Consider the following 20,963-nt stretch of genomic DNA (forward strand, 5'->3'; position numbering starts at 1 on the left):
TAATCCTAGAATGAGAAAATGGAAGTGATGAGAAATGCAATTTAGAAAAAAAACAGTAACGAATGTTCGTGCTGTAACCCTCATGGTTGTATTCCTATTAGGTTTTTCACTCTTATTTGGTAGACTTGTTTATATACAAGCAGCTAAAGAGGTTAACGGAGAAGACCTGAAACAGATAGCAGAAGAGCGATGGACAAAGAAAAGATCACTAGAAGGTCAAAGGGGTACGATATTCGATCGAAATGGTAGTACATTAGCTCAAGAGATTACGTCGTACACAATGTATGCCGTTTTACGGGAAGACCAACCGAATCATGTAAAGGACCCTCGCAAAACGGCTGAATTACTAGCGCCATTAATTGATGTACAAGTAGATGATTTAGAACAGAGGCTTTTAAGAAACGAACAATTCCAAGTAGAACTTGGTCCGAATGCGACAAATATGAGCCATGAATTGATGAGCAATATAGTAGAATTTGATTTACCAGGTATATTCTTTAGAAAAGAGCCACGTCGATATTATCCGAAACAAACTTACGCTTCTCATATAATTGGTTATACTGAGCGTGATATGAATAAATCTCGAATGGGCTTAGAATTAAGTCTAGACGAATATTTACGAGGCGAAGACGGGTTTGTTCAGTATCAAAGCGATAGAAAGGGAATACGACTTCCAAATCCAAACGAAATTATTAATCCTCCAAAGCATGGATACGATGTATATTTAACATTTGATTCGAATATTCAGACAGCGTTAGAACAGGTTATGACAAAAGTGGAAGAGGAGTATGAGCCTGAACGTATTATAGCGATCGTTTCCAATCCGAAAAATGGACAAATTCTAGCAATGAGTAATCGTCCGAGTTTTAATCCAAATCGTTATGAGGAAATCACAAATTATATTAACTATGCTGTATCAGATAGATTCGAGCCTGGTTCAACAATGAAAATGTTCACTCTGGCGGCAGCGATTGAGGAAGGCTTATACAATGGACAAGAACTGTTTCAATCGGGAACGTATCGAATAGGTAATCGTACAATTTCTGACCATAACCGTGGAAGAGGTTGGGGAATGATTTCTTATGAAGAGGGTATGGCGCGCTCCTCCAATGTTGCGTTTTCGAAAATAGCATTAGAAAAGCTAGGACCAGAAAAACTCTATGAATATGTTGATAGATTTGGGCTTTCGCAACCGACTGGAATTGATTTACCGAATGAAGCAACTGGACTAATCGCAAATAGTTATACGATTGATGCGGCGACAACAGCTTTTGGTCAAGCAACGGCGATAACACCAATTCAGCAGGTTCAGGCAGCTTCAGCTATCGCGAATGGCGGGACAATGATGAAGCCTTATGTAATTGATCGTGTTGTTAATACAGAAACGGGGACCGTCATTGAACAGAATAATCCTGAAGAAGTGGGTACACCTATTTCAGAAGATACAGCAAAGGAAATGTTACACGTACTTGAACAGGTTGTTGTTTCTCCAGCAGGCACAGGAAAGCCTTATCAAATTGAAGGTTTTGATGTAGTTGGAAAAACTGGTACCGCCCAAATTCCAAACCCAAATGGAGGCGGATACATTCAGGGGCAAAATCAAAACATTTTTTCTTTTTTAGGAATGGCACCAAAGGATGACCCGAGGGTAGTCGTTTATGTAGCGGTAGATCGTCCTAAGCTAAAGCCAGTAGAAGCTGGTTCTGCACCTGTTTCTCAAATCTTTAATACAGTGATGAAACAAAGTTTACAATACTTGAACATTACACCTTCATATACGGAAATGATTGAGGAAAAACAAGAGGGTGTTGTTTTAGAGAACTACGAAGGTAAGCCAATTAGTTCTGTAGAGCAAGAATTATTAGCTAAGGGTCTTGAAGTAATAAAGATTGGTAATGGTCAAACGATTGAGGCGCAGCAACCTATCCCTAATAGTGCGATACTAGAAGGGGAAAGGGTACTATTACGTACGGACGGAGATTCGTATGTTATGCCAATGGTTGAAGGTTGGTCATTTAGAGATGTAATGAAGCTATCGAATGTAATGGAATTAAAGCCTAATATTTTCGGTTCTGGCTTTGTATTCAAACAAAGTGTGAATCCAGGCGCAGAGATTCAGAAAGGTGACTATATTCATATTGAGCTAGAAGAACCGAGTACAGAAACTAATGATGCAGAAAACGAAGACGAAGAAGAGGTTGAGGCTTCAATCTAGTTAACTTGCTTGAAGTTTTGCGATATTGTTCAAAGAAATTATAAGAGGTAGCAATATTCACTAGCGTATAACAACTAGAAATTCATTTGTTGATAGACTCAAAATGTAAAATGATATCAGCTAATTGATAGAATAAAAACCGTTAGCGGCATCGTTACTAGTACAGGCAGTTCTATTCCCTATAGTACAAGCATATAGTAAAGATAGATGCACTAGGTAATGTAGAAATAGCATCAAATGTATGCTGAAAGTGGGGGTACGATCTGTGCGAGTTTCAAATGTAACAGTGCGGAAGCGACTCGTGTTCGTTTTATTTGTTGGGATACTAGTGTTTGCTGTCATTGCTATTCGTTTAGGGTATGTTCAATTTGCTTTAGGAGGTTGGCTCACTGATAAAGCTGAAGATTCATGGAGCAGAGATATTCCTTTTGAAGCGATGCGTGGAGAAATATTGGACCGAAATGATGTTGTATTAGCTACGAATGTTAGTGCACCTTCTGTCTTAGTCGTTCCTCGACAGGTGAAGAACCCTGTAGAAACATCTGAGCAGTTAGCTGCCGCTCTAAACATGGATAGGAAAAAAGCCTATGAATTGATTACGAAGAAGGAGTCGATTGTTCGTATTAATCCAGAAGGTAGAAAGGTTTCAAAGGAGAAGGCTAGTGAGGTTAAAGCGCTAGGACTAGCAGGGGTTTATATTGCTGAGGATAGTAAGCGTCATTATCCTTTTGGTGATTATTTATCTCATGTACTTGGTTTTGCGGGAATTGATAACCAAGGTTTAACAGGTTTAGAGCTTTATTATGACGAAAGATTAAGTGGAAAAAAAGGAAGGGTATCTTTTTTTTCTGATGCAAAAGGGAAAAGAATGCCAAATTTAGCTGATGAATATACAGCTCCGGTCGATGGATTGAATTTACGACTAACAATTGATAGCAAGGTGCAGACGATTATTGAACGAGAGTTAGACATTGCAGAAGCAACTTATAATCCAGATGGCGCCATTGCAATCGCGATGGATCCTAATACTGGTGAAATTCTTGGAATGTCAAGTCGTCCTCACTATAATCCCGAAAACTTTCGGGATGTTCCACCTGAGATTTATAATCAAAATAAACCGGTTTGGATGCAGTATGAGCCTGGTTCTACCTTCAAGGTTATTACTATTGCTGCAGCTATTGAAGAAGGAGAAGTTGACCTACTGAATGATACGTATAACGATAAAGGAGCAATTGAAGTTTCAGGTCACAGATTACGTTGTTGGAAAAAAGGTGGCCATGGACATCAAACTTTCTTAGAAGTTGTTCAAAACTCTTGTAACCCTGGATTTGTTGTATTAGGTGAACGGCTTGGTAAAGACCGATTATTTGACTATATTGAGAAATTTGGTTTTGGAAAGAAGACAGGGATCGACCTTCAAGGTGAGGCAAAAGGGATTCTCTTTAATCGGGATAATGTTGGTCCACTAGAGCTAGCAACTACTGCCTTTGGTCAAGGGGTTTCAGTTACTCCAATTCAACAGGTTTCAGCAGTTGCAGCAGCTGTAAATGGTGGATATTTATATCAGCCGTTTATCGCAAAGGAATGGGTTGATTCAGTTACAGGACTAACATTGCATAGTCAAGCTCCGATTTTAAAAGAGAGGGTTATCTCACAAGATACGTCAGATCAAATTAGAAACGCTCTTGAACATGTAGTTGCACAAGGTACTGGTAAAGGTGCATTCGTTGATGGGTATCGTGTTGGTGGAAAAACAGGTACTGCCCAAAAAGCTAAAGATGGACGTTACTTAGAAAATAACCATATTGTTTCTTTTATCGGAGTAGCTCCCATGGATGACCCACAAATTGTTGTATACGTAGCAATTGATAATCCAAAAGATACGTTACAATTTGGTGGAATTGTTGCAGCACCTATCGGAGGAAAAATTATTGGTGATAGCTTACGAGCAATGGGTGTTGAAAAAAGAGAAGACCAAATTGAAAAAGAATATATGTGGAATGATCAAAAGCTAATTGAAGTTCCTGATTTAGTTGGAAGAACGAAGCGTGAAATTCACGAAGCGTACTATGATTTAAAGATTGATGCAACTGGAGAAGGACAAGAAGTATTAGCACAAGCTCCTCAACCCGGAATCAAAGTAAAAGAAGGAGCAACAATAAGACTTTATATGGGTGACAAATAGAATTGAACAGATTAAAATATTTTTAGTCTATCATTAGCCAAGAATGGGTATCTTGGCTAATGATATTATTTTATAGAGGTTTTACAAAAAGTATAGCTATACTTTTTGTAAAACCTCTATAAAAAACGGAGGGTTTCTAGTGAGACACAGTGAGGTGAACTACAACTTTTAACAAGGTAAATATGTGGTTAGTTTAAAGGGTTGCATATAAAAGTGTAGTGGAAGTCACGTCTTAACTTTGTATCCTATACATACGATTTAATAGAAGGAAAATATGAGGACAGTAGTACGGTTAAAAAAGCAATATTGTTGCTAAGCTGAGGATAATGAGATGATTGAGAGGAATTTAAAATGAAACTTGATAAATTGACAAATATACTTCAAAACCATAAAAAAATAGGTGATGGAAATCCTGAGATTTCGTCAGTGGAAATGGACTCTCGTGAAGTTACGAATGGTAGTCTATTTATTTGTATAGATGGATACACCGTTGATGGTCATGATTTTATTGACAAAGCAATAGAGAATGGAGCTGTCGCAGTTTTAGCTGAAAAGGAAGTTGAAACTACTGTTCCAGTCATTCGAGTTCACGATACAAAGAGAGCAATGGCTATTGTTGCTAACTACTTTTATAATCATCCTACCAGATCGTTGAACCTTATCGGTATTACTGGAACAAATGGGAAAACAACGATTACACATTTAATTGAAAAGATATTACGTGATGTAGGTGAGAACACAGGATTAATTGGTACAATGTATATGAAAATTGGTGATGAAGTTAGAGAAGTGAAAAATACAACTCCCGAATCATTATCATTACAAAAGGCTTTTCATGAAATGAGGGAAAAAAAGGTTGATACAGCAGTAATGGAAGTGTCCTCACATGCGTTGCATTTGGGACGTGTCCGTGGTTGTGATTTCAATATTGCTGTCTTTACGAATCTTACTCCTGATCATTTAGACTATCATAAAACGATGGAAGCCTATATGTATGCAAAAGGCCTACTCTTTGCCCAATTAGGTAATACGTATGATGAAGGGAAATTAAAAGTCGGGATTTTAAACAATGATGATCCAGCAAGTCAAGAATATGATAAAATGACTACTGCACAAATTTTAACGTATGGAATTGATACGAAAAGTGATGTAATGGCAAAAGATATTAAGATGTCAGCAGGTGGAACTAGCTTTGTTTTAACTACTGCAAATGAATCTATAGAAATGAAGCTTAAACTTATTGGGAAATTTAGTGTCTACAACGCATTAGCTGCAACAGGTGCCTGTTTAGCTTATGGAATCTCGCTTGAGCAAATCAAAGAGAGTTTAGAACAAGTTGAGGGTGTTGCTGGGCGCTTTGAGCCAGTGGATGCAGGTCAATCTTATACAGTAGTTGTTGATTATGCTCATACTTCTGATAGCTTAGAAAATGTACTAAAGACTGTACAAGAGTTTGCACAAGGTAAGGTTTATGTTGTTGTGGGATGTGGTGGAGATAGAGACAAAACGAAGCGTCCAATCATGGCTAAAATAGCCTCTGAACATAGCGATTTTGCTGTATTTACTTCAGATAACCCACGTAGTGAGGACCCAGCACAAATCCTTAAGGATATGGAAGAAGGAGTTAAAGGCTGTCAAAATTACCGTTCTGTCATCGATAGAAAAGAAGCAATTTATGATGTAATTAATATGGCAAAAGATAATGATGTAATTGTCATTGCTGGCAAAGGTCATGAAACTTATCAAATTGTTGGAAAAGAGACATTTGAATTTGATGACCGTTTAGTAGCAAGAAAAGCGATTGAGGAGCGAGAATAATGGGGAATATTAGCTCAAAACTGATAAGAAATCTTTTTCTGTCTTCTTCATCGACAGAGGAAACAACAACCTTATATAGTCAAGTGTTTATCGATAGTCGTGTACATACGAATAATGGCTTATTCGTTCCTATCGTTGGGGAGCGATTTGATGGACATGATTTTATTAAATCCGCGATAGATAATGGAGCAGTAGGTGCCTTATGGGGAAAAGAACATAAGGTGCCTAATGACCTTCCGGCTTCTTTTCAATTATATTTTGTTGATGATACGTTAACAGCTTTGCAACAGTTAGCTAAAGCGTATGTAAAAGAAGTAAACCCAGTTGTTATAGGGATAACAGGTAGTAACGGAAAAACGTCAACAAAGGATATTGTAGAATCTGTACTAGCGACAAAATATAGTACTCATAAAACAAAGGGAAATTATAATAACCATATTGGTTTACCTTTAACGATCTTAAGCATGGGGCAGCAATGTGAGGTGCTAATATTAGAGATGGGAATGAATCATTTTGGTGAAATATCTCTATTGAGCAAAATAGCAGAGCCTGATTATGCGATTGTAACGAATATTGGTGAATCTCATATTGAGCACCTAGGTAGTCGAGAAGGTATTGCGAAGGCAAAGATGGAAATTGTTGACGGTCTAAAAGAAGGTGGAAAAGTCTATCTAGATGGAGATGAGCCTTTACTACATTCTTATCATACTAACTATGCTGTTTGTTGTGGTTATGAAGCTACAAATGATGTTGTGATTACCTCTTATTCAGGAGACGAAAATGGATTTGAATTTCAGCTGAATAATAAAACAAGTTATAACCTGCCTTTACTAGGAAAACACAATGTCAAAAATGCAAGTTATGTTATTGCCCTAGCAGAGGAATTAAAATTAGATGAAAAGCTTATAAAAAAGGGTCTTTCAAAAGTTCAGTTAACGAACATGAGGCTCGAACGTAGAAAAGGTTACAATGATTCGTTGCTTATAAATGATGCTTACAATGCAAGTCCTACATCGATGGTTGCTGCAATAGAATCAATAAAGGAACTACATGATTATTCAAAAAGAATACTCGTACTTGGAGACATGTATGAGCTAGGTCAAGATGAAGAGAAATTACATCGCTCAATTGCAAAGGTTATTCATGAACCAATTACTCATCTTATTACGGTAGGAGATAAAGGAAATTGGATTGGGGATGAATTACAGAAACAGACAGTTAATACAATGGTAGTGCATTCAATAATAACTAAAGAAGAAGTATCAAAATATATTAAACCGTTATTAAATTCAACAACAGTTGTTTTATTTAAGGCATCAAGAGGTGTTAAATTAGAAACAGTTGTTGATGAGTTAACACAATAGGAAAGGAGGGTTATTCTATGTTAGAAATGGTATTATTATTTGCATTAATTGGGTCATTTCTTGTTTCGGTCATACTTTCACCAATTATTATTCCTTTTCTTAGACGACTAAAGTTCGGTCAAAGCATTCGTGATGAAGGACCAAAATCACATCAAAAGAAAAGTGGAACACCAACAATGGGTGGAATGATGATTTTAATATCCGTTATTGTTACTGCAATTGTTATTTCATTTAAATTTTTATCTTTATCAACAGAAATGATTTTATTGCTATTTGTTACATTTGGATTTGGGGTTCTTGGATTTTTAGATGATTTTATTAAAGTCGTGATGAAACGAAATTTAGGACTGACATCAAAACAAAAACTACTTGGTCAACTAGTAGTAGCAGGTATATTTTATATCGTGCTTCACCAAATTGGTTTTTCTACAGAAATTACAATTCCAGCAACAACACTATCTATCGATATTGGGTGGTTATATCTACCATTTGCGATTGTCATGTTAGTTGGTGCATCAAATGCAGTTAACTTAACGGATGGTCTTGATGGCTTATTAGCTGGGACTGGAGCTATAGCCTTTGGGGCATTTGCTGTATTGGCTTGGAATGCAGGCATGGTCGATGTCGCAATCTTTTGTGCTTCGGTAGTTGGTGCTGTTCTAGGCTTCCTAGTTTTTAATGCTCATCCCGCAAAAGTATTTATGGGTGATACGGGGTCATTAGCGTTAGGTGGTGCAATAGCAGCAGTAGCGATAATACTTAAGCTAGAAATCTTATTAGTTATTATTGGAGGGGTTTTTGTAATCGAAACTCTTTCTGTAATCATACAAGTAATCTCATTCAAAACAAGAGGGAAACGGATATTTAAGATGAGTCCTCTGCATCATCATTACGAATTATCTGGATGGTCCGAGTGGAGAGTTGTTGTCACGTTCTGGCTTGTGGGGATGATTTTTGCAATTATAGGAATCTATTTAGAGGTGTGGATATAGATGAAGAATGAACAGCAATTTCAAGGTAAGCACGTGTTAGTGTTAGGGTTGGCCAAAAGTGGAGAGGCTTCAAGCCGTCTACTTCATCGATTAGGTGGGATAGTTACTGTGAATGACGCTAAACCTATCGAGGAAAATACACAAGCAAAAGAGTTAGAAAAAGAAGGAATAAAAGTGATTTGCGGTGCTCATCCATTATCTTTATTGGATGAGCCAGTTGACTTTATTGTGAAAAATCCAGGAATTCCTTACACAAATCCAATCATAAAAGAAGCGGTTACTCGTGGGATTTCTGTCTTTACTGAAATCGAGCTTGCTTCTAAATTATCGGATGCCGAGATTATCTCAATTACAGGGTCAAATGGAAAGACAACAACAACTACTCTTATTGTAGAAATGCTAGAAAATAGTGGACGTACTCCATTAGTTGCAGGAAACATTGGTAAAGTTGCTTGTGAGGTAGTACAGAAAGCTTCGGAAGATAACATTATTGTGATGGAAGTTTCTTCTTTCCAGCTTCAAGGAACAGAGACATTTCATCCAAGAGTGGCAGTCTTATTAAATTTGTATGATGCTCATTTAGACTATCATGGAACTAAAGAAGCATACGGAGAAGCAAAGGGAAAGATGTTTGCTAACCTAACGGATGAGGACTACGCTGTTATTAACAAAGACAGTGAAATGGTCATGAAACTAGCAGCAAATACAAAAGGAAAGAAAATCTTTTTCTCAGTGAATGAGCCTCTAGATGAAGGTGTTAGTATTAAAGATGAGAAAATTTATTTTAACAATGAGATGATAGCTCCTGTGAGCGATGTAGTATTGCCAGGGAAACACAATCTTGAAAATATTTTAGCAGCAATTGCTTCAGCTAAATTAATGGGTGCAAATAATGAACAAATTATCCATGTTATAAAGACCTTTTCAGGTGTGAAGCATCGTTTACAATTCGTAACCAATGTTAATGAGAGAGCCTTTTATAACAATTCCAAGGCAACAAATATAACAGCTGCAGAAACAGCAATATTTGCCTTTGAAAACCCAGTTGTTTTATTAGCTGGTGGTTTGGACCGTGGGAATTCATTTGATGAATTTATACCTGCTTTACAAAAGGTTAAGGCAGTCATTACATTTGGAGAAACAAAGAATAAGATTAAAGAAGCAGCAAAAGAAGCAGGTGTAAGTACGATTATTGAAACGGAAAATGTTCAGTCAGCTGTACCGTTAGCCTACGATGCATCAAGAGAAGGGGACATCATTCTTCTTTCTCCTGCTTGTGCTAGTTGGGACCAATACAAGACCTTTGAAGAACGCGGTGACAAGTTTATTGAGGCAATTGAAGCATTAAAATCATAGAAATGGACATGTTTTTCTATCTGGTGCATATGTTTTAGGTAAAGAGGTTGTACTAATTATCTTGTAAAGATGAGGTGTTCTCATTGCCTAAAACAAAAACAGCACCAGATTTTATTTTGTTAATCACAACGATTACCTTGCTACTGATTGGCATGATTATGGTGTACAGTGCAAGTGCTGCGTGGGCAACTTATAAATTTGATGATTCATTCTTCTTTGCGAAGCGACAGTTGTTTTTTGCAGGTCTAGGTGTGATTGCTATGTTCTTTATGATGAATGTTGAATATTGGACATGGCGAAAGTGGTCTAAGGTATTATTGATTATTTGCTTTATCTTGTTAGTGGTTGTACTCATCCCGGGTGTAGGGTTAGTTCGTGGTGGGGCAAGAAGCTGGTTAGGGATAGGAGCCTTTTCAATTCAGCCCTCTGAATTTATGAAGCTAGCGATGATAGCCTTTCTGGCAAAATATTTATCTGAGAATCAGAAGCTTATCACATCATTTAAAAAGGGTCTAGTACCATCCTTATCTCTAGTACTTCTTGCATTTGGTATGATCATGCTTCAGCCAGATTTAGGTACAGGTGCAGTAATGGTAGGTACATGTGTTGTGATGATTTATGTTGCTGGTGCCCGAATCTCTCACTTCGTAGGAATGGCGATGGTTGGGGTTGTTGGGTTGGTTGGACTTATTATATCCGCCCCGTATCGTGTGAAAAGGATAACATCTTTCCTTGACCCATGGTCTGATCCATTAGGAAGTGGCTTTCAAATTATTCAATCACTTTATGCAATAGGCCCTGGTGGTCTTATGGGACTAGGGTTAGGCGAGAGTAGGCAGAAGTTCTTTTACCTACCAGAACCACAGACGGACTTTATCTTTGCGATTTTAACAGAAGAGCTGGGATTTATTGGTGGATTTATTGTTATTAGTTTATTTGGTATTTTGTTGTGGCGAGGAATTAGGGTTGCTTTAGGTGCCCCTGATTTATTTGGGAGTTTCTTAGCTGTTGGTATTATAGCGATGGTAGCAATTCAAGTCATGATTAATGTTGGGGTTGTTACAGGATTAATGCCAGTTACAGGTATTACTTTGCCGCTATTAAGCTATGGTGGTTCATCGCTTACGTTAATGCTCGTCGCCATAGGTGTTCTATTAAATATCAGTCGTTTTTCCAGGATATAATGAATAAATAAGGGGATGACTTGCAAGTAGCTTATAAGCACTTAGTGAGCATTCCCTTTCTTCTATTTTTGATTCTTATAGAAAGTACAAGGTTATAATGTATAATCCAAGTATTACTCATGATAAAATGGAAGTATTAGCTTATTGTGTGGTTAGAAATAGCCGAATGGATGGAGGCATAACATGAGAGTAATTGTAAGTGGTGGAGGTACAGGTGGACATATTTATCCTGCCTTATCATTAATTAAAGAAATAAAAAAGCAACATAAAGATGCGGAAGTTTTGTACATAGGAACAGATAATGGACTTGAAAGTGAGCTAGTACCTAGGGAAAATATTCCCTTCAAAACGATTACAATCACTGGTTTTAGGCGAAAATTATCATTAGAGAATGTAAAAACTGTTCTGAGATTTATTAATGGAACTAAAAAAGTAAAAAAAATAATAAAGGAATTTAAACCTGATGTCGTAGTAGGAACAGGTGGATATGTATGTGGTCCTGTTGTTTATGCGGCGGCAAAACTAAGAGTACCGACTTTAATTCATGAGCAAAACAGTGTACCTGGATTAACAAATAAATTTTTAAGTCGATACGTAGATAAAATTGCAATTTCTTTTGAACAGTCGAAGGCATTCTTTCCTGAAAAGAAAGTTGTTTATACAGGTAACCCTCGTGCTTCTGAAGTAATTGATACAAATGGTGAACAAGGTAGAGCTTCGGTAGGCTTACAGGATGGCAAACGTACAGTATTAATTGTTGGAGGTAGTCGTGGTGCTCGTCCAATTAACGATGCCTTTCTAGAAGTACTTAAAGAAGCAAAAACACGTGATTATCAATTTTTATACGTCACAGGACAGGTTCATTATGATAAAGTGATGGAGGAAGTGAAAAAGCAAGGCAATCCATCAAATGTTATTATTCGTCCATTCATTCATAATATGCCAGAGGTGCTTGCAGGTGTAGATTTGATTGTGGCACGAGCAGGGGCAACGACATTAGCTGAAATTACTGCGCTAGGATTACCGAGTATTTTAATACCGAGCCCGTATGTTACAAATAATCATCAAGAAAAAAATGCCAGAGCACTAAGTTCAAGAGGAGCTGCACTTGTCAGACTTGAAAATGAAATGAGCGGTAAACAACTATTAACAGATATTGATGAAATATTTACAGAAAATCGTTTGAATAATATGAAGGAAGCATCAAAAGAATTAGGGATGCCTAATGCAGCTACAGATGTTTATCATACATTACAGACAATAGCCAAGAAACGTTAACACCGTTAAGTAGGCAAAGACATATAATAGAATTAAATAGAGAGATTTACAAGAGAAGTGAGGAGATCGTGATGGAGCAATTTATTAAACAACTAGGAGAAAGAGACATCGGTCTCATTTTTAAAAATGAACCTTTAGCAAATCATACTACTTGGAAAATTGGTGGACCGGCTGATTTTTTAATTGAACCAAAAAATGTTGATGGCCTTAAAGAGTTGATGACATTACTTACAACACATAATGTTCCGTGGAGGGTTATTGGACGTGGCTCTAACCTACTAGTTGGCGATGGTGGGATTGAAGGGGTCGTAATAAAACTAGGTGAAGGGTTGAGTCATTTAGATGTTGAAGGTGAAACTGTTACAGTAGGCGGAGGGTATTCTATTATTAAACTAGCTACTGTGATTAGTAAGCAAGGCCTGTCAGGTCTAGAGTTCGCTGGAGGGATACCAGGTTCTGTAGGTGGTGCAGTTTTCATGAATGCAGGTGCTCATGGCTCAGATATTTCTAAGATCTTAACGAAGGCGTTAATTTTATTTGAAGATGGCACTTTAAAGTGGATAAATAACGAGGAAATGGAATTTTCTTATCGTACCTCTCGTTTGCAGAAAGAAAATGGAATATGTGTTGAAGCTGTTTTTAAATTGGAAGCTGGAGACAGAGAATCCATTGTGAATGAAATGCAAAAAAATAAAGATTATCGTAGAAAGTCTCAGCCATGGAACTTTCCGTGTGCAGGAAGTGTTTTTAGAAATCCTTTGCCAAACTATGCAGGTCAATTAATTGAAAAATCAGGTTTAAAAGGATTTCAAATTGGTGGGGCACAGGTCTCTGAAATGCACGGTAATTTTATTGTTAATATAGAAAATGCAAAAGCAGAAGATGTATTACAACTAATTGATCATATTAAAAAAACTGTGTACGATAAATTTGAAGTTCAAATGGAAACCGAAGTGGAAATTGTGAACAGAGGTTAACATAAAATAAATTTGCAGAGATTTATCTGGAAATATATTTATGTCTACTTTTTTCCTGATTTTGTGTTATAATTTACAATTGCATATGCTGAGTGTAAACGTGATAAACGGCATATATTTATATGTCGTTTTTCTAGGTTTTTTTTATAAAAATGCTATGAATTTTCTTATCTAATTTAAATGGAGGACGGAATAAATGGTGGAAGTTAAAGTTGTTACAATACATGACCGTATTCCAAAATTAAAAGAACAGCGAAGACAGAGAGCAAATCGACGTCTAATCTTTTTCTTATCTTTTTTCTTTTTATTGATTTTATTCGTCATTTATTTTCAATCTCCATTGAGTCAAATAAAGAATATCGAAGTGAATGGGAACTATCATATTGATGATAAACAAATTATTAAGCGCAGTTCTATCCAAGAGGGGACAAGCATCTGGAATTTAGATACAACTATGATTGAAGAAAGAATTAGCACGATAGATGAAGTGAATCGAGTAGAAGTTCAAAGGAAATTACCAACCACAATTATCATAGAGGTTGAAGAGCATCCGAGAGTTGCTTATCTATTTAATGATGGGAAATATTATCCTATTCTTGCTACCGGAAGGTTTCTACCTGAACTTCCTTTACATCAATTTCCGTCGGACGCTCCGATTTTGAAAAATTGGGAGCAAGGTGATGTGGTTGAAGAATTAGCGACAGAATTAATGAAACTACCTGAAAGTTTAAAAAATCGCATCTCAGAAATATACCATACACCGACAGAATCTGATGAAATGAGAGTTACTCTGTTTATGAATGATGGTTATGAAGTACATTCTACCATTCGGAATTTTTCAGAAAGGCTAGCTCCTTATCCTTCGATAGTAAGAGAATTAGATCCTACTGTAAAAGGAATTGTTCATATGAGAATGAATCCATATTTTGAACAGTATGAGATAGAGGAGGACGAAGAAATTGAAGGTGAGCGGTAAATACGTTATTCTATCCCTTGTTCTACTTGTTACCGGTTTTATCGTGGCACTCTCCTATCAGTTTGCTAATGAAAATGAAGATTCCAATGCAATTTCTCAAAGTCAATGGCGACATGAAGATGAATTGAGAAATAGTATCATAGTCGAACAGGCGATAAATCGTAATTTACAGGAAGATTTACGAGCTTATAAAGCTCAATTAAGAGAAAAAGAGAAACAGATTGCTGAATTAGATGAGGAAATTCAAGTAAGAGCAACTAATTTAGTGGAAGATATAGAAAGATTTAGAAAAATAGTAGGTACTGTAGAGGTAAAGGGTCCAGGAATTGAGGTATCTCTTTCTGACCACTCGTATCTTCCAGATGGTGCGAATCCAAATGATTATATCGTCCACGAACAACATATTCATAAGGTTGTACAAGAGCTATTAGTTGCAGGTGCTGAAGCAGTCGCAATTAATGGACAGAGAATTTCGCAACGCTCCTACATTCAATGTGTTGGCCCTGTTATTCGAATTGATGGGTTTACGTCCTATGCACCATTTATTGTGTCTGCAATTGGTGAACCAACTCAACTCGAAGGAGCTCTTCAGTTATTTGGTGGAGTGAAAGACCAACTATTAAACGACCAAATTGAAGTTCGTATACAGAAAAAAGATGAAATTGTGTTAGCACCTTATTTGGCTGAAAGAGGGTGAAGCAAATGAGGGATCGGAAAGTAATATTTACAATAGTTACCCTGATTATTGGGTTTATGCTTGCGATTCAGTTCCAATCAACGAAAGAACCTGTAGTGAGAGATACTAGAGATGTATTAGCGTTAAGAAAAGAATTGAGAGATGAACAAGAACGTCAACAACAGATTATTAAAGAGATAGAGAAACACGTGACATTATTAGACCAATATAATGAATCACTAGATAACCAACGAGAAAATATCGTGTATGTGATGGAAGAACAAGTTGAAGAGTTAAAGAGAGAAGCCGGTTTAACTGAGGTTAGTGGTGAAGGAATCATTCTAACAATAGAACCGTTATATAACGACCAGTTCTTTGGGAGTGAACGTCCTTCGGTTTCACCTGAGTTGTTTCGAATATTAGTAAATGAGTTAAACATAAATCAGGCTAAAGAGATTGCTGTTGGGAGTCAACGTGTTGTTGCATCAACTGTATTTAGAGAAGTTGCTGGAGTGACCCAAGTTAATGGAAGAAGAGTTCCACCTTTACCTATAGAAGTAAAAGTCTTAGCTGATGATGCTCAAAGGCTTCATAATGAAATGGTTGTTTCTCAGTCTGTAGAATATTTTGAGATCGAAAACTTAAGTCTTACATCTACACCAGTGAATCATATCACACTTCCGGCACATGACCAGACTCCTAGAATTCGTTATTTGGAGATTGAGAAGGAGGACTAAATAAGGAATGTGGCTACCGATTTTAGGATTACTTATAGGAATATTGTTAGGTTTTTTTACTGAGTTTCGTATCCCTGACGAATACTCGAACTATTTGTCGATAGCAGTACTTGCTGCTCTCGACACTTTATTTGGAGGGATTCGTGCTCATTTGCAAAATACATTTGAAGGAAATGTGTTTTTAACAGGATTCTTTTTTAATATTATTTTAGCTGCAGGTTTAGCTTTTCTAGGTGTCCATCTTGGTGTAGACTTATACTTAGCAGCCATATTTGCTTTTGGAGTTAGATTGTTTAATAACATTGCGGTTATCCGTCGAATTTTACTGTCGAATTGGGAAGAAAGTAGACGAAAGAATGAGGCGTAACTAATAGAAAAATAGTAGAGTATACATAGTAAAGATTCGTAAAATTTGAAAAAAAGTTAATTTATTAAAGGGAAATCGAGACTTCTGTTGAATTTATTCTGTATATACCTATTTAGCAGGACAGGCTTTAGAGCAATACTCACTCCAAAGAATTAATGCAATTAAAACAATAATCAGAACGTAATTTATCTTTGTCGTATAAACGACATTGGTACAGATAGAGTAAAATTTCTAGCAGAAAACACAATTTAAGGAGGTGCCACAGATTGAACAGCAATGAAATATATGTCAGTTTAGACATCGGTACATCCAATGTTCGGGTTATCATTGGAGAAATGGCAAATGGTAACTTGAATATCATTGGTGTTGGAACGACAAAATCAGAAGGCATTAAAAAAGGGTCGATAGTAGATATTGATGAAACAGTGAACTCTATCCGTCGAGCTATAGAACAAGCGGAACGTATGGTAGGGCTTTCAATTAATCAAGTAATAGTTGGAGTGAATGGAAACCACATACAACTACAACCATGTCATGGTGTTGTAGCAGTTTCTAGTCCTGATAGAGAAATAGGTGATGAAGATATAGGCAGAGTAATTGATGCTGCACAAGTCGTATCGATTCCACCAGAAAGAGAAATTGTGGATGTAATTCCAAAGCAATTTATCGTAGATGGACTTGATGAAATCAATGACCCTCGTGGGATGATTGGTGTTCGTTTAGAAATGGAAGGGACAATCATCACTGGATCAAAAACAGTATTACATAATTTATTACGTTGTGTTGAAAGAGCAGGTTTACAAATAGCAGATATTTGTCTACAACCTTTAGCTGCTGGAGCAGTAGCAATTTCTAAGGATGAAAAAAGCCTAGGAGTAGGTTTGATTGATATTGGTGGGGGCTCAATCACTGTCTCGATCTTTGAACAGGGAGCCTTACAAGCGACTTCTGTTATTCCAATTGGTGGAGAGCATATTACAAATGATATTGCAGTTGGATTACGAATACCTTCTGAAGAAGCAGAACGTATTAAAACAAAATATGGACATGCTTATATTGATGAAGCTTCGGATGAAGAATTTTTCAAAGCGCCTAGTATCGGCAGCAATGAAGAAGATGAGTATTCTCAATATGAATTAGCTCACATAATTGAGCCTCGAGTAGAAGAGATGTTTGACCTAGTAACTAGTGAAATTAAGAGATTAGGTTATAAAGACCTTCCTGGTGGTTTCGTTTTAACTGGTGGTACTTGTATGATTCCAGGTGTACTAGAGTTGGGGAAAGAAATGCTAAGAAGTAATGTTCGAATTGCAATTCCCGATTATATTGGTGTTCGTGAGCCTCAGTATACAACTGGTGTTGGTTTAATCCAATTTGCTTATCGAAATGTAAAAATTCAAGGTAAAGAGGTTGCTTCTTCAGTTACGAATATTGAACATGAAGAAATCCCTAAGAAAAAGAAGGAGAAAGCAACTGATAGCACGAAAGAGAAACAAGGAGTGACAAAAAAGGTAAAAGGGTGGTTCAAAGTCTTTTTTGAGTAACGACTGAACTGAAATTTGACATAGACGATTGATTAGGAGGATCTTACATGCTAGAGTTTGAAATGGATATGGACCAGTTAGCACAAATAAAAGTTATCGGCGTCGGTGGTGGCGGAAACAATGCGGTCAACCGAATGATTGAAAATGGATTACAGGGTGTTGAATTTATTGCGGTAAATACAGATGCGCAAGCATTACACCTTTCTAAAGCAGAAACAAAGATTCAACTTGGTGGGAAGCTAACACGTGGATTAGGTGCTGGTGCTAATCCCGATATTGGTAAAAAAGCAGCTGAAGAAAGTAAAGAGCAGTTAGAAGAAGCGTTACGTGGAGCAGATATGGTCTTTATTACTGCTGGAATGGGTGGAGGCACAGGTACAGGTGCAGCTCCTGTTATCGCTGAAGTAGCTAAAGAAATTGGTGCATTAACAGTAGGTGTTGTGACACGTCCATTTACTTTTGAAGGGCGTAAACGTCAGACACAAGCGGCAAATGGAATTACAGCTTTAAAAGAAAAAGTAGATACGTTGATTGTTATTCCAAATGATCGTCTACTTGAAATCGTTGATAAAAATACACCGATGCTTGAAGCATTCCGTGAAGCAGATAATGTATTACGTCAAGGGGTTCAAGGTATCTCTGATTTAATTGCTGTACCAGGTTTAATTAACTTAGACTTTGCAGATGTGAAAACTATTATGAGTGATAAAGGTTCTGCTTTAATGGGGATTGGTATTGCGACTGGTGAAAACCGTGCAGCAGAAGCTGCTAAAAAAGCAATTTCAAGTCCATTATTAGAAACTTCAGTAGACGGTGCTCAAGGGGTCCTAATGAACATTACAGGTGGTTCTAACTTGAGTCTATATGAAGTTCATGAGGCAGCAGAAATCGTTTCAGCTGCATCAGACCCAGAAGTAAATATGATTTTCGGTTCTGTTATTAATGAGAATTTAAAGGATGAAATCGTTGTAACGGTTATCGCTACTGGTTTTGATGATAGCGAAACACAAACTCACAGCAGACCACAACGTCCTACTGCTACTAAGCTTACTAGTAATCAAAGTCAAGTAGCGCCTAAGCAAGAAGAAGTTAAAGAATCAAGATTCTCACAACAACCACAAGCGCAACAATCTGAACCAACAGATACATTAGACATTCCGACGTTTTTAAGAAACCGTCGTAAACGTAGATAGCAAAAAAAGAAGAATCCAGACACTAAGGTGTCTGGATTCTTCTTTTTAATGGCAAGTATTAAAGGGCAATTTTTAATGGTTAATGATTAATTGCATTGCGAATGGCAAATTAAAAGCTTTTGATGTTCTAGCAAAGCTAGAACGAGTCTTTGCTAATTGCCGCGGCTGATTTATCAGCCGCGCAATTAGCAATTCATAACTCATAATTCATAACTCCCAATATTCCCCCTCCCCCTTCCTTAGACAGAATTTCTAAAAATCTTTCAAAATAACTGCTTCTATCCCGTCATGAAGTGACAGACATATAAATACAATGTGTAATATACTTGTTTCAAATCAAAAGTTGTGAGGTCTTGCTGATGACGGTATACCTAGATGTCATCTGGTTTTTAAACCTTTGTATCGATATGATGCTCATTATGATGACGGCTGTCGCTTTAAAAAGACCGTTTAAAAAATGGCGCTTTTTCGCAGCTGCCCTTCTCGCTTCAACAGTTGTACTGATTTTGTTCACTCCAATGGCTTGGTTATTCTATAAACCGTGGATGAAGCTATTATTCTCTATGGTAATTGTGTTATTAGCCTTTGGTTTTAAGCGTTTTTCTTATTTTATTCAGAATCTATTAATGTTCTATTTTGTAACGTTTATGACAGGAGGTGGATTATTCGCTCTACACTTTTTTTGGCAAACTGAGGTAGAAATCCTTGATGGAATCATGATGACAAAGACATCAGGCTTTGGAAGTACATTTAGTTGGATTTTTGTATTAATTGGATTTCCGCTAATTTGGTATTTCTCTAAACAGCAAATTGGTCAGATTGAAGCGAAGAAAGTACGTTATGATGAAATTACGTCAGTTGAAATAGGAATTGATGGAACAATTATTCATGTACAAGGCTTAGTAGATAGCGGGAACCAGTTACATGACCCGATTACAAAAGTACCTGTCATGATTTTAGAATTGAAGGCTTTAGAAGACCACCTTCCAAAAGAAGTTATTGCAAATTTAAAGGACGTAGAATCATTAACAATGAATGAAAATGAAGCTAGTCAAAGATATGCTGATAGAATCCGTATTATTCCTTATCGTGCAGTAGGACATGGTCAACAATTTTTGTTAGCACTGAAGCCAGATTACGTAAAGGTAACTAATCATCAAGAAGAGCATCTAATAAAAAGAGTATTAGTTGGTTTAAATGACACGATCCTTTCCAATGAGGGAGAGTATCAATCTATCGTGCATCCAAAAATGCTAGTTTCTGCTGAAAGCAAAAAACTAGCCTGATTCTGAAAAGATATTAGGAGGCTACTGATGTTAAAACTGAAATTTACATTAATTTGGTATCGTGTACTTTATCGCTTTGGTATAAAGCCAGATGAGATTTATTATATTGGAGGTAGCGAAGCATTACCCCCGCCATTATCTAAAGATGAGGAGGCACACTTATTAAAGAAGCTACCTAGTGGGGACAAAGCCGTACGCTCTATGCTTATTGAACGGAATCTTCGTTTAGTCGTATATATAGCAAGAAAATTTGAAAATACAGGAATAAATATAGAAGACTTAATAAGCATAGGTACAATTGGGCTGATTAAGGCAGTAAATACGTTCAATCCAGAAAAGAAAATTAAATTAGCTACGTACGCATCTAGGTGTATTGAAAATGAGATTTTAATGTACCTGAGACGTAATAACAAGATTCGTTCTGAAGTTTCATTCGATGAGCCACTAAACATCGACTGGGATGGAAATGAACTACTTTTATCAGATGTACTAGGTACAGAAGAGGATATTATAACAAGAGGAATTGAAGAAAAGGTTGATAGAAAACTTTTAATTAAAGCACTACACACATTAAATGACCGAGAAAAACAAATTATGGAACTTCGTTTTGGACTAGCCGGGGATGAGGAGAAAACACAGAAGGATGTAGCTGACATGTTAGGTATTTCTCAATCCTACATATCAAGGCTAGAAAAAAGAATCATTAAACGGTTACAAAAAGAATTTAATAAAATGATTTAGGTTAACGAGACTGAAGAAGTTGTGAAATAACCTTTTCTATTTTAACTGCTATTATCCGTATCTTCTATAAAATC

At 36.8% G+C, this 20,963-nt stretch carries 17 protein-coding genes; all 17 read left to right on the forward strand.

Going from position 1 to position 20,963, the window contains the following annotated elements:
- The first annotated feature begins 34 nt into the window (after positions 1-34).
- The 17 genes from CD003_RS02205 (at position 35) to sigE (ending at position 20,889) form a co-directional block, all read left to right on the forward strand.
- Entirely contained in the window at positions 35-2,215 is a 2,181-nt protein-coding gene (locus CD003_RS02205) for a penicillin-binding protein (protein WP_096199254.1), read from the forward strand.
- A 265-nt stretch (positions 2,216-2,480) separates the two neighbouring features.
- On the forward strand, positions 2,481-4,400 hold the full coding sequence (locus CD003_RS02210; RefSeq protein WP_096199255.1) for a stage V sporulation protein D: 1,920 nt from the start codon (positions 2,481-2,483) through the stop codon (positions 4,398-4,400).
- A gap of 351 nt (positions 4,401-4,751) precedes the next feature.
- Positions 4,752-6,218, forward strand: a complete 1,467-nt coding sequence (locus CD003_RS02215) for a UDP-N-acetylmuramoyl-L-alanyl-D-glutamate--2,6-diaminopimelate ligase (protein ID WP_096199256.1) — start codon at positions 4,752-4,754, stop codon at positions 6,216-6,218.
- Positions 6,218-7,582: a UDP-N-acetylmuramoyl-tripeptide--D-alanyl-D-alanine ligase gene (locus tag CD003_RS02220; RefSeq protein WP_096199257.1), complete on the forward strand. Its 1,365-nt coding sequence runs from the start codon at positions 6,218-6,220 to the stop codon at positions 7,580-7,582. Before CD003_RS02215 ends, CD003_RS02220 begins: the two co-directional genes overlap by 1 nt.
- Positions 7,583-7,599: 17 nt before the next feature.
- A complete protein-coding gene (gene mraY / locus CD003_RS02225; protein WP_096199258.1) occupies positions 7,600-8,574 on the forward strand; it encodes a phospho-N-acetylmuramoyl-pentapeptide-transferase in 975 nt (324 codons plus the stop codon).
- Positions 8,575-9,930 carry a UDP-N-acetylmuramoyl-L-alanine--D-glutamate ligase gene (gene murD, locus CD003_RS02230; RefSeq protein ID WP_096199259.1) on the forward strand — a complete coding sequence of 452 codons (1,356 nt, stop codon included), beginning with the start codon at positions 8,575-8,577 and terminating at the stop codon, positions 9,928-9,930. It begins immediately after the preceding gene.
- 83 nt (positions 9,931-10,013) lie between these two features.
- Positions 10,014-11,114, forward strand: a complete 1,101-nt coding sequence (gene spoVE / locus CD003_RS02235; RefSeq protein WP_096199260.1) for a stage V sporulation protein E — start codon at positions 10,014-10,016, stop codon at positions 11,112-11,114.
- 183 nt (positions 11,115-11,297) lie between these two features.
- On the forward strand, positions 11,298-12,392 hold the full coding sequence (gene murG, locus CD003_RS02240) for an undecaprenyldiphospho-muramoylpentapeptide beta-N-acetylglucosaminyltransferase (protein ID WP_096199261.1): 1,095 nt from the start codon (positions 11,298-11,300) through the stop codon (positions 12,390-12,392).
- Positions 12,393-12,463: 71 nt separating this feature from the next.
- Positions 12,464-13,369: a UDP-N-acetylmuramate dehydrogenase gene (murB, locus tag CD003_RS02245; protein WP_096199262.1), complete on the forward strand. Its 906-nt coding sequence runs from the start codon at positions 12,464-12,466 to the stop codon at positions 13,367-13,369.
- Between the two features lie 196 nt (positions 13,370-13,565).
- Positions 13,566-14,345 carry a cell division protein FtsQ/DivIB gene (locus tag CD003_RS02250; protein WP_096199263.1) on the forward strand — a complete coding sequence of 260 codons (780 nt, stop codon included), beginning with the start codon at positions 13,566-13,568 and terminating at the stop codon, positions 14,343-14,345.
- On the forward strand, positions 14,335-15,042 hold the full coding sequence (locus tag CD003_RS02255; RefSeq protein ID WP_306453955.1) for a DUF881 domain-containing protein: 708 nt from the start codon (positions 14,335-14,337) through the stop codon (positions 15,040-15,042). Before CD003_RS02250 ends, CD003_RS02255 begins: the two co-directional genes overlap by 11 nt.
- A 5-nt stretch (positions 15,043-15,047) precedes the next feature.
- Complete coding sequence (locus CD003_RS02260; RefSeq protein ID WP_096199265.1) at positions 15,048-15,758, forward strand: DUF881 domain-containing protein; 711 nt, start codon at positions 15,048-15,050, stop codon at positions 15,756-15,758.
- 7 nt (positions 15,759-15,765) lie between these two features.
- Positions 15,766-16,125 carry a small basic family protein gene (locus tag CD003_RS02265; RefSeq protein ID WP_096199266.1) on the forward strand — a complete coding sequence of 120 codons (360 nt, stop codon included), beginning with the start codon at positions 15,766-15,768 and terminating at the stop codon, positions 16,123-16,125.
- Between the two features lie 266 nt (positions 16,126-16,391).
- A complete protein-coding gene (gene ftsA, locus CD003_RS02270; RefSeq protein WP_096199267.1) occupies positions 16,392-17,669 on the forward strand; it encodes a cell division protein FtsA in 1,278 nt (425 codons plus the stop codon).
- Between the two features lie 47 nt (positions 17,670-17,716).
- Positions 17,717-18,862, forward strand: a complete 1,146-nt coding sequence (gene ftsZ, locus CD003_RS02275; RefSeq protein ID WP_096199268.1) for a cell division protein FtsZ — start codon at positions 17,717-17,719, stop codon at positions 18,860-18,862.
- Between the two features lie 359 nt (positions 18,863-19,221).
- Positions 19,222-20,148 carry a sigma-E processing peptidase SpoIIGA gene (gene spoIIGA, locus CD003_RS02280; protein WP_096199269.1) on the forward strand — a complete coding sequence of 309 codons (927 nt, stop codon included), beginning with the start codon at positions 19,222-19,224 and terminating at the stop codon, positions 20,146-20,148.
- Positions 20,149-20,175: 27 nt separating this feature from the next.
- Entirely contained in the window at positions 20,176-20,889 is a 714-nt protein-coding gene (gene sigE / locus CD003_RS02285) for an RNA polymerase sporulation sigma factor SigE (protein WP_096199270.1), read from the forward strand.
- The last annotated feature ends 74 nt before the right edge of the window (positions 20,890-20,963 follow it).

It is taken from the genome of Bacillus sp. FJAT-45350, assembly GCF_002335805.1.
Taxonomy (GTDB): Bacteria; Bacillota; Bacilli; order Bacillales; family NISU01; genus FJAT-45350.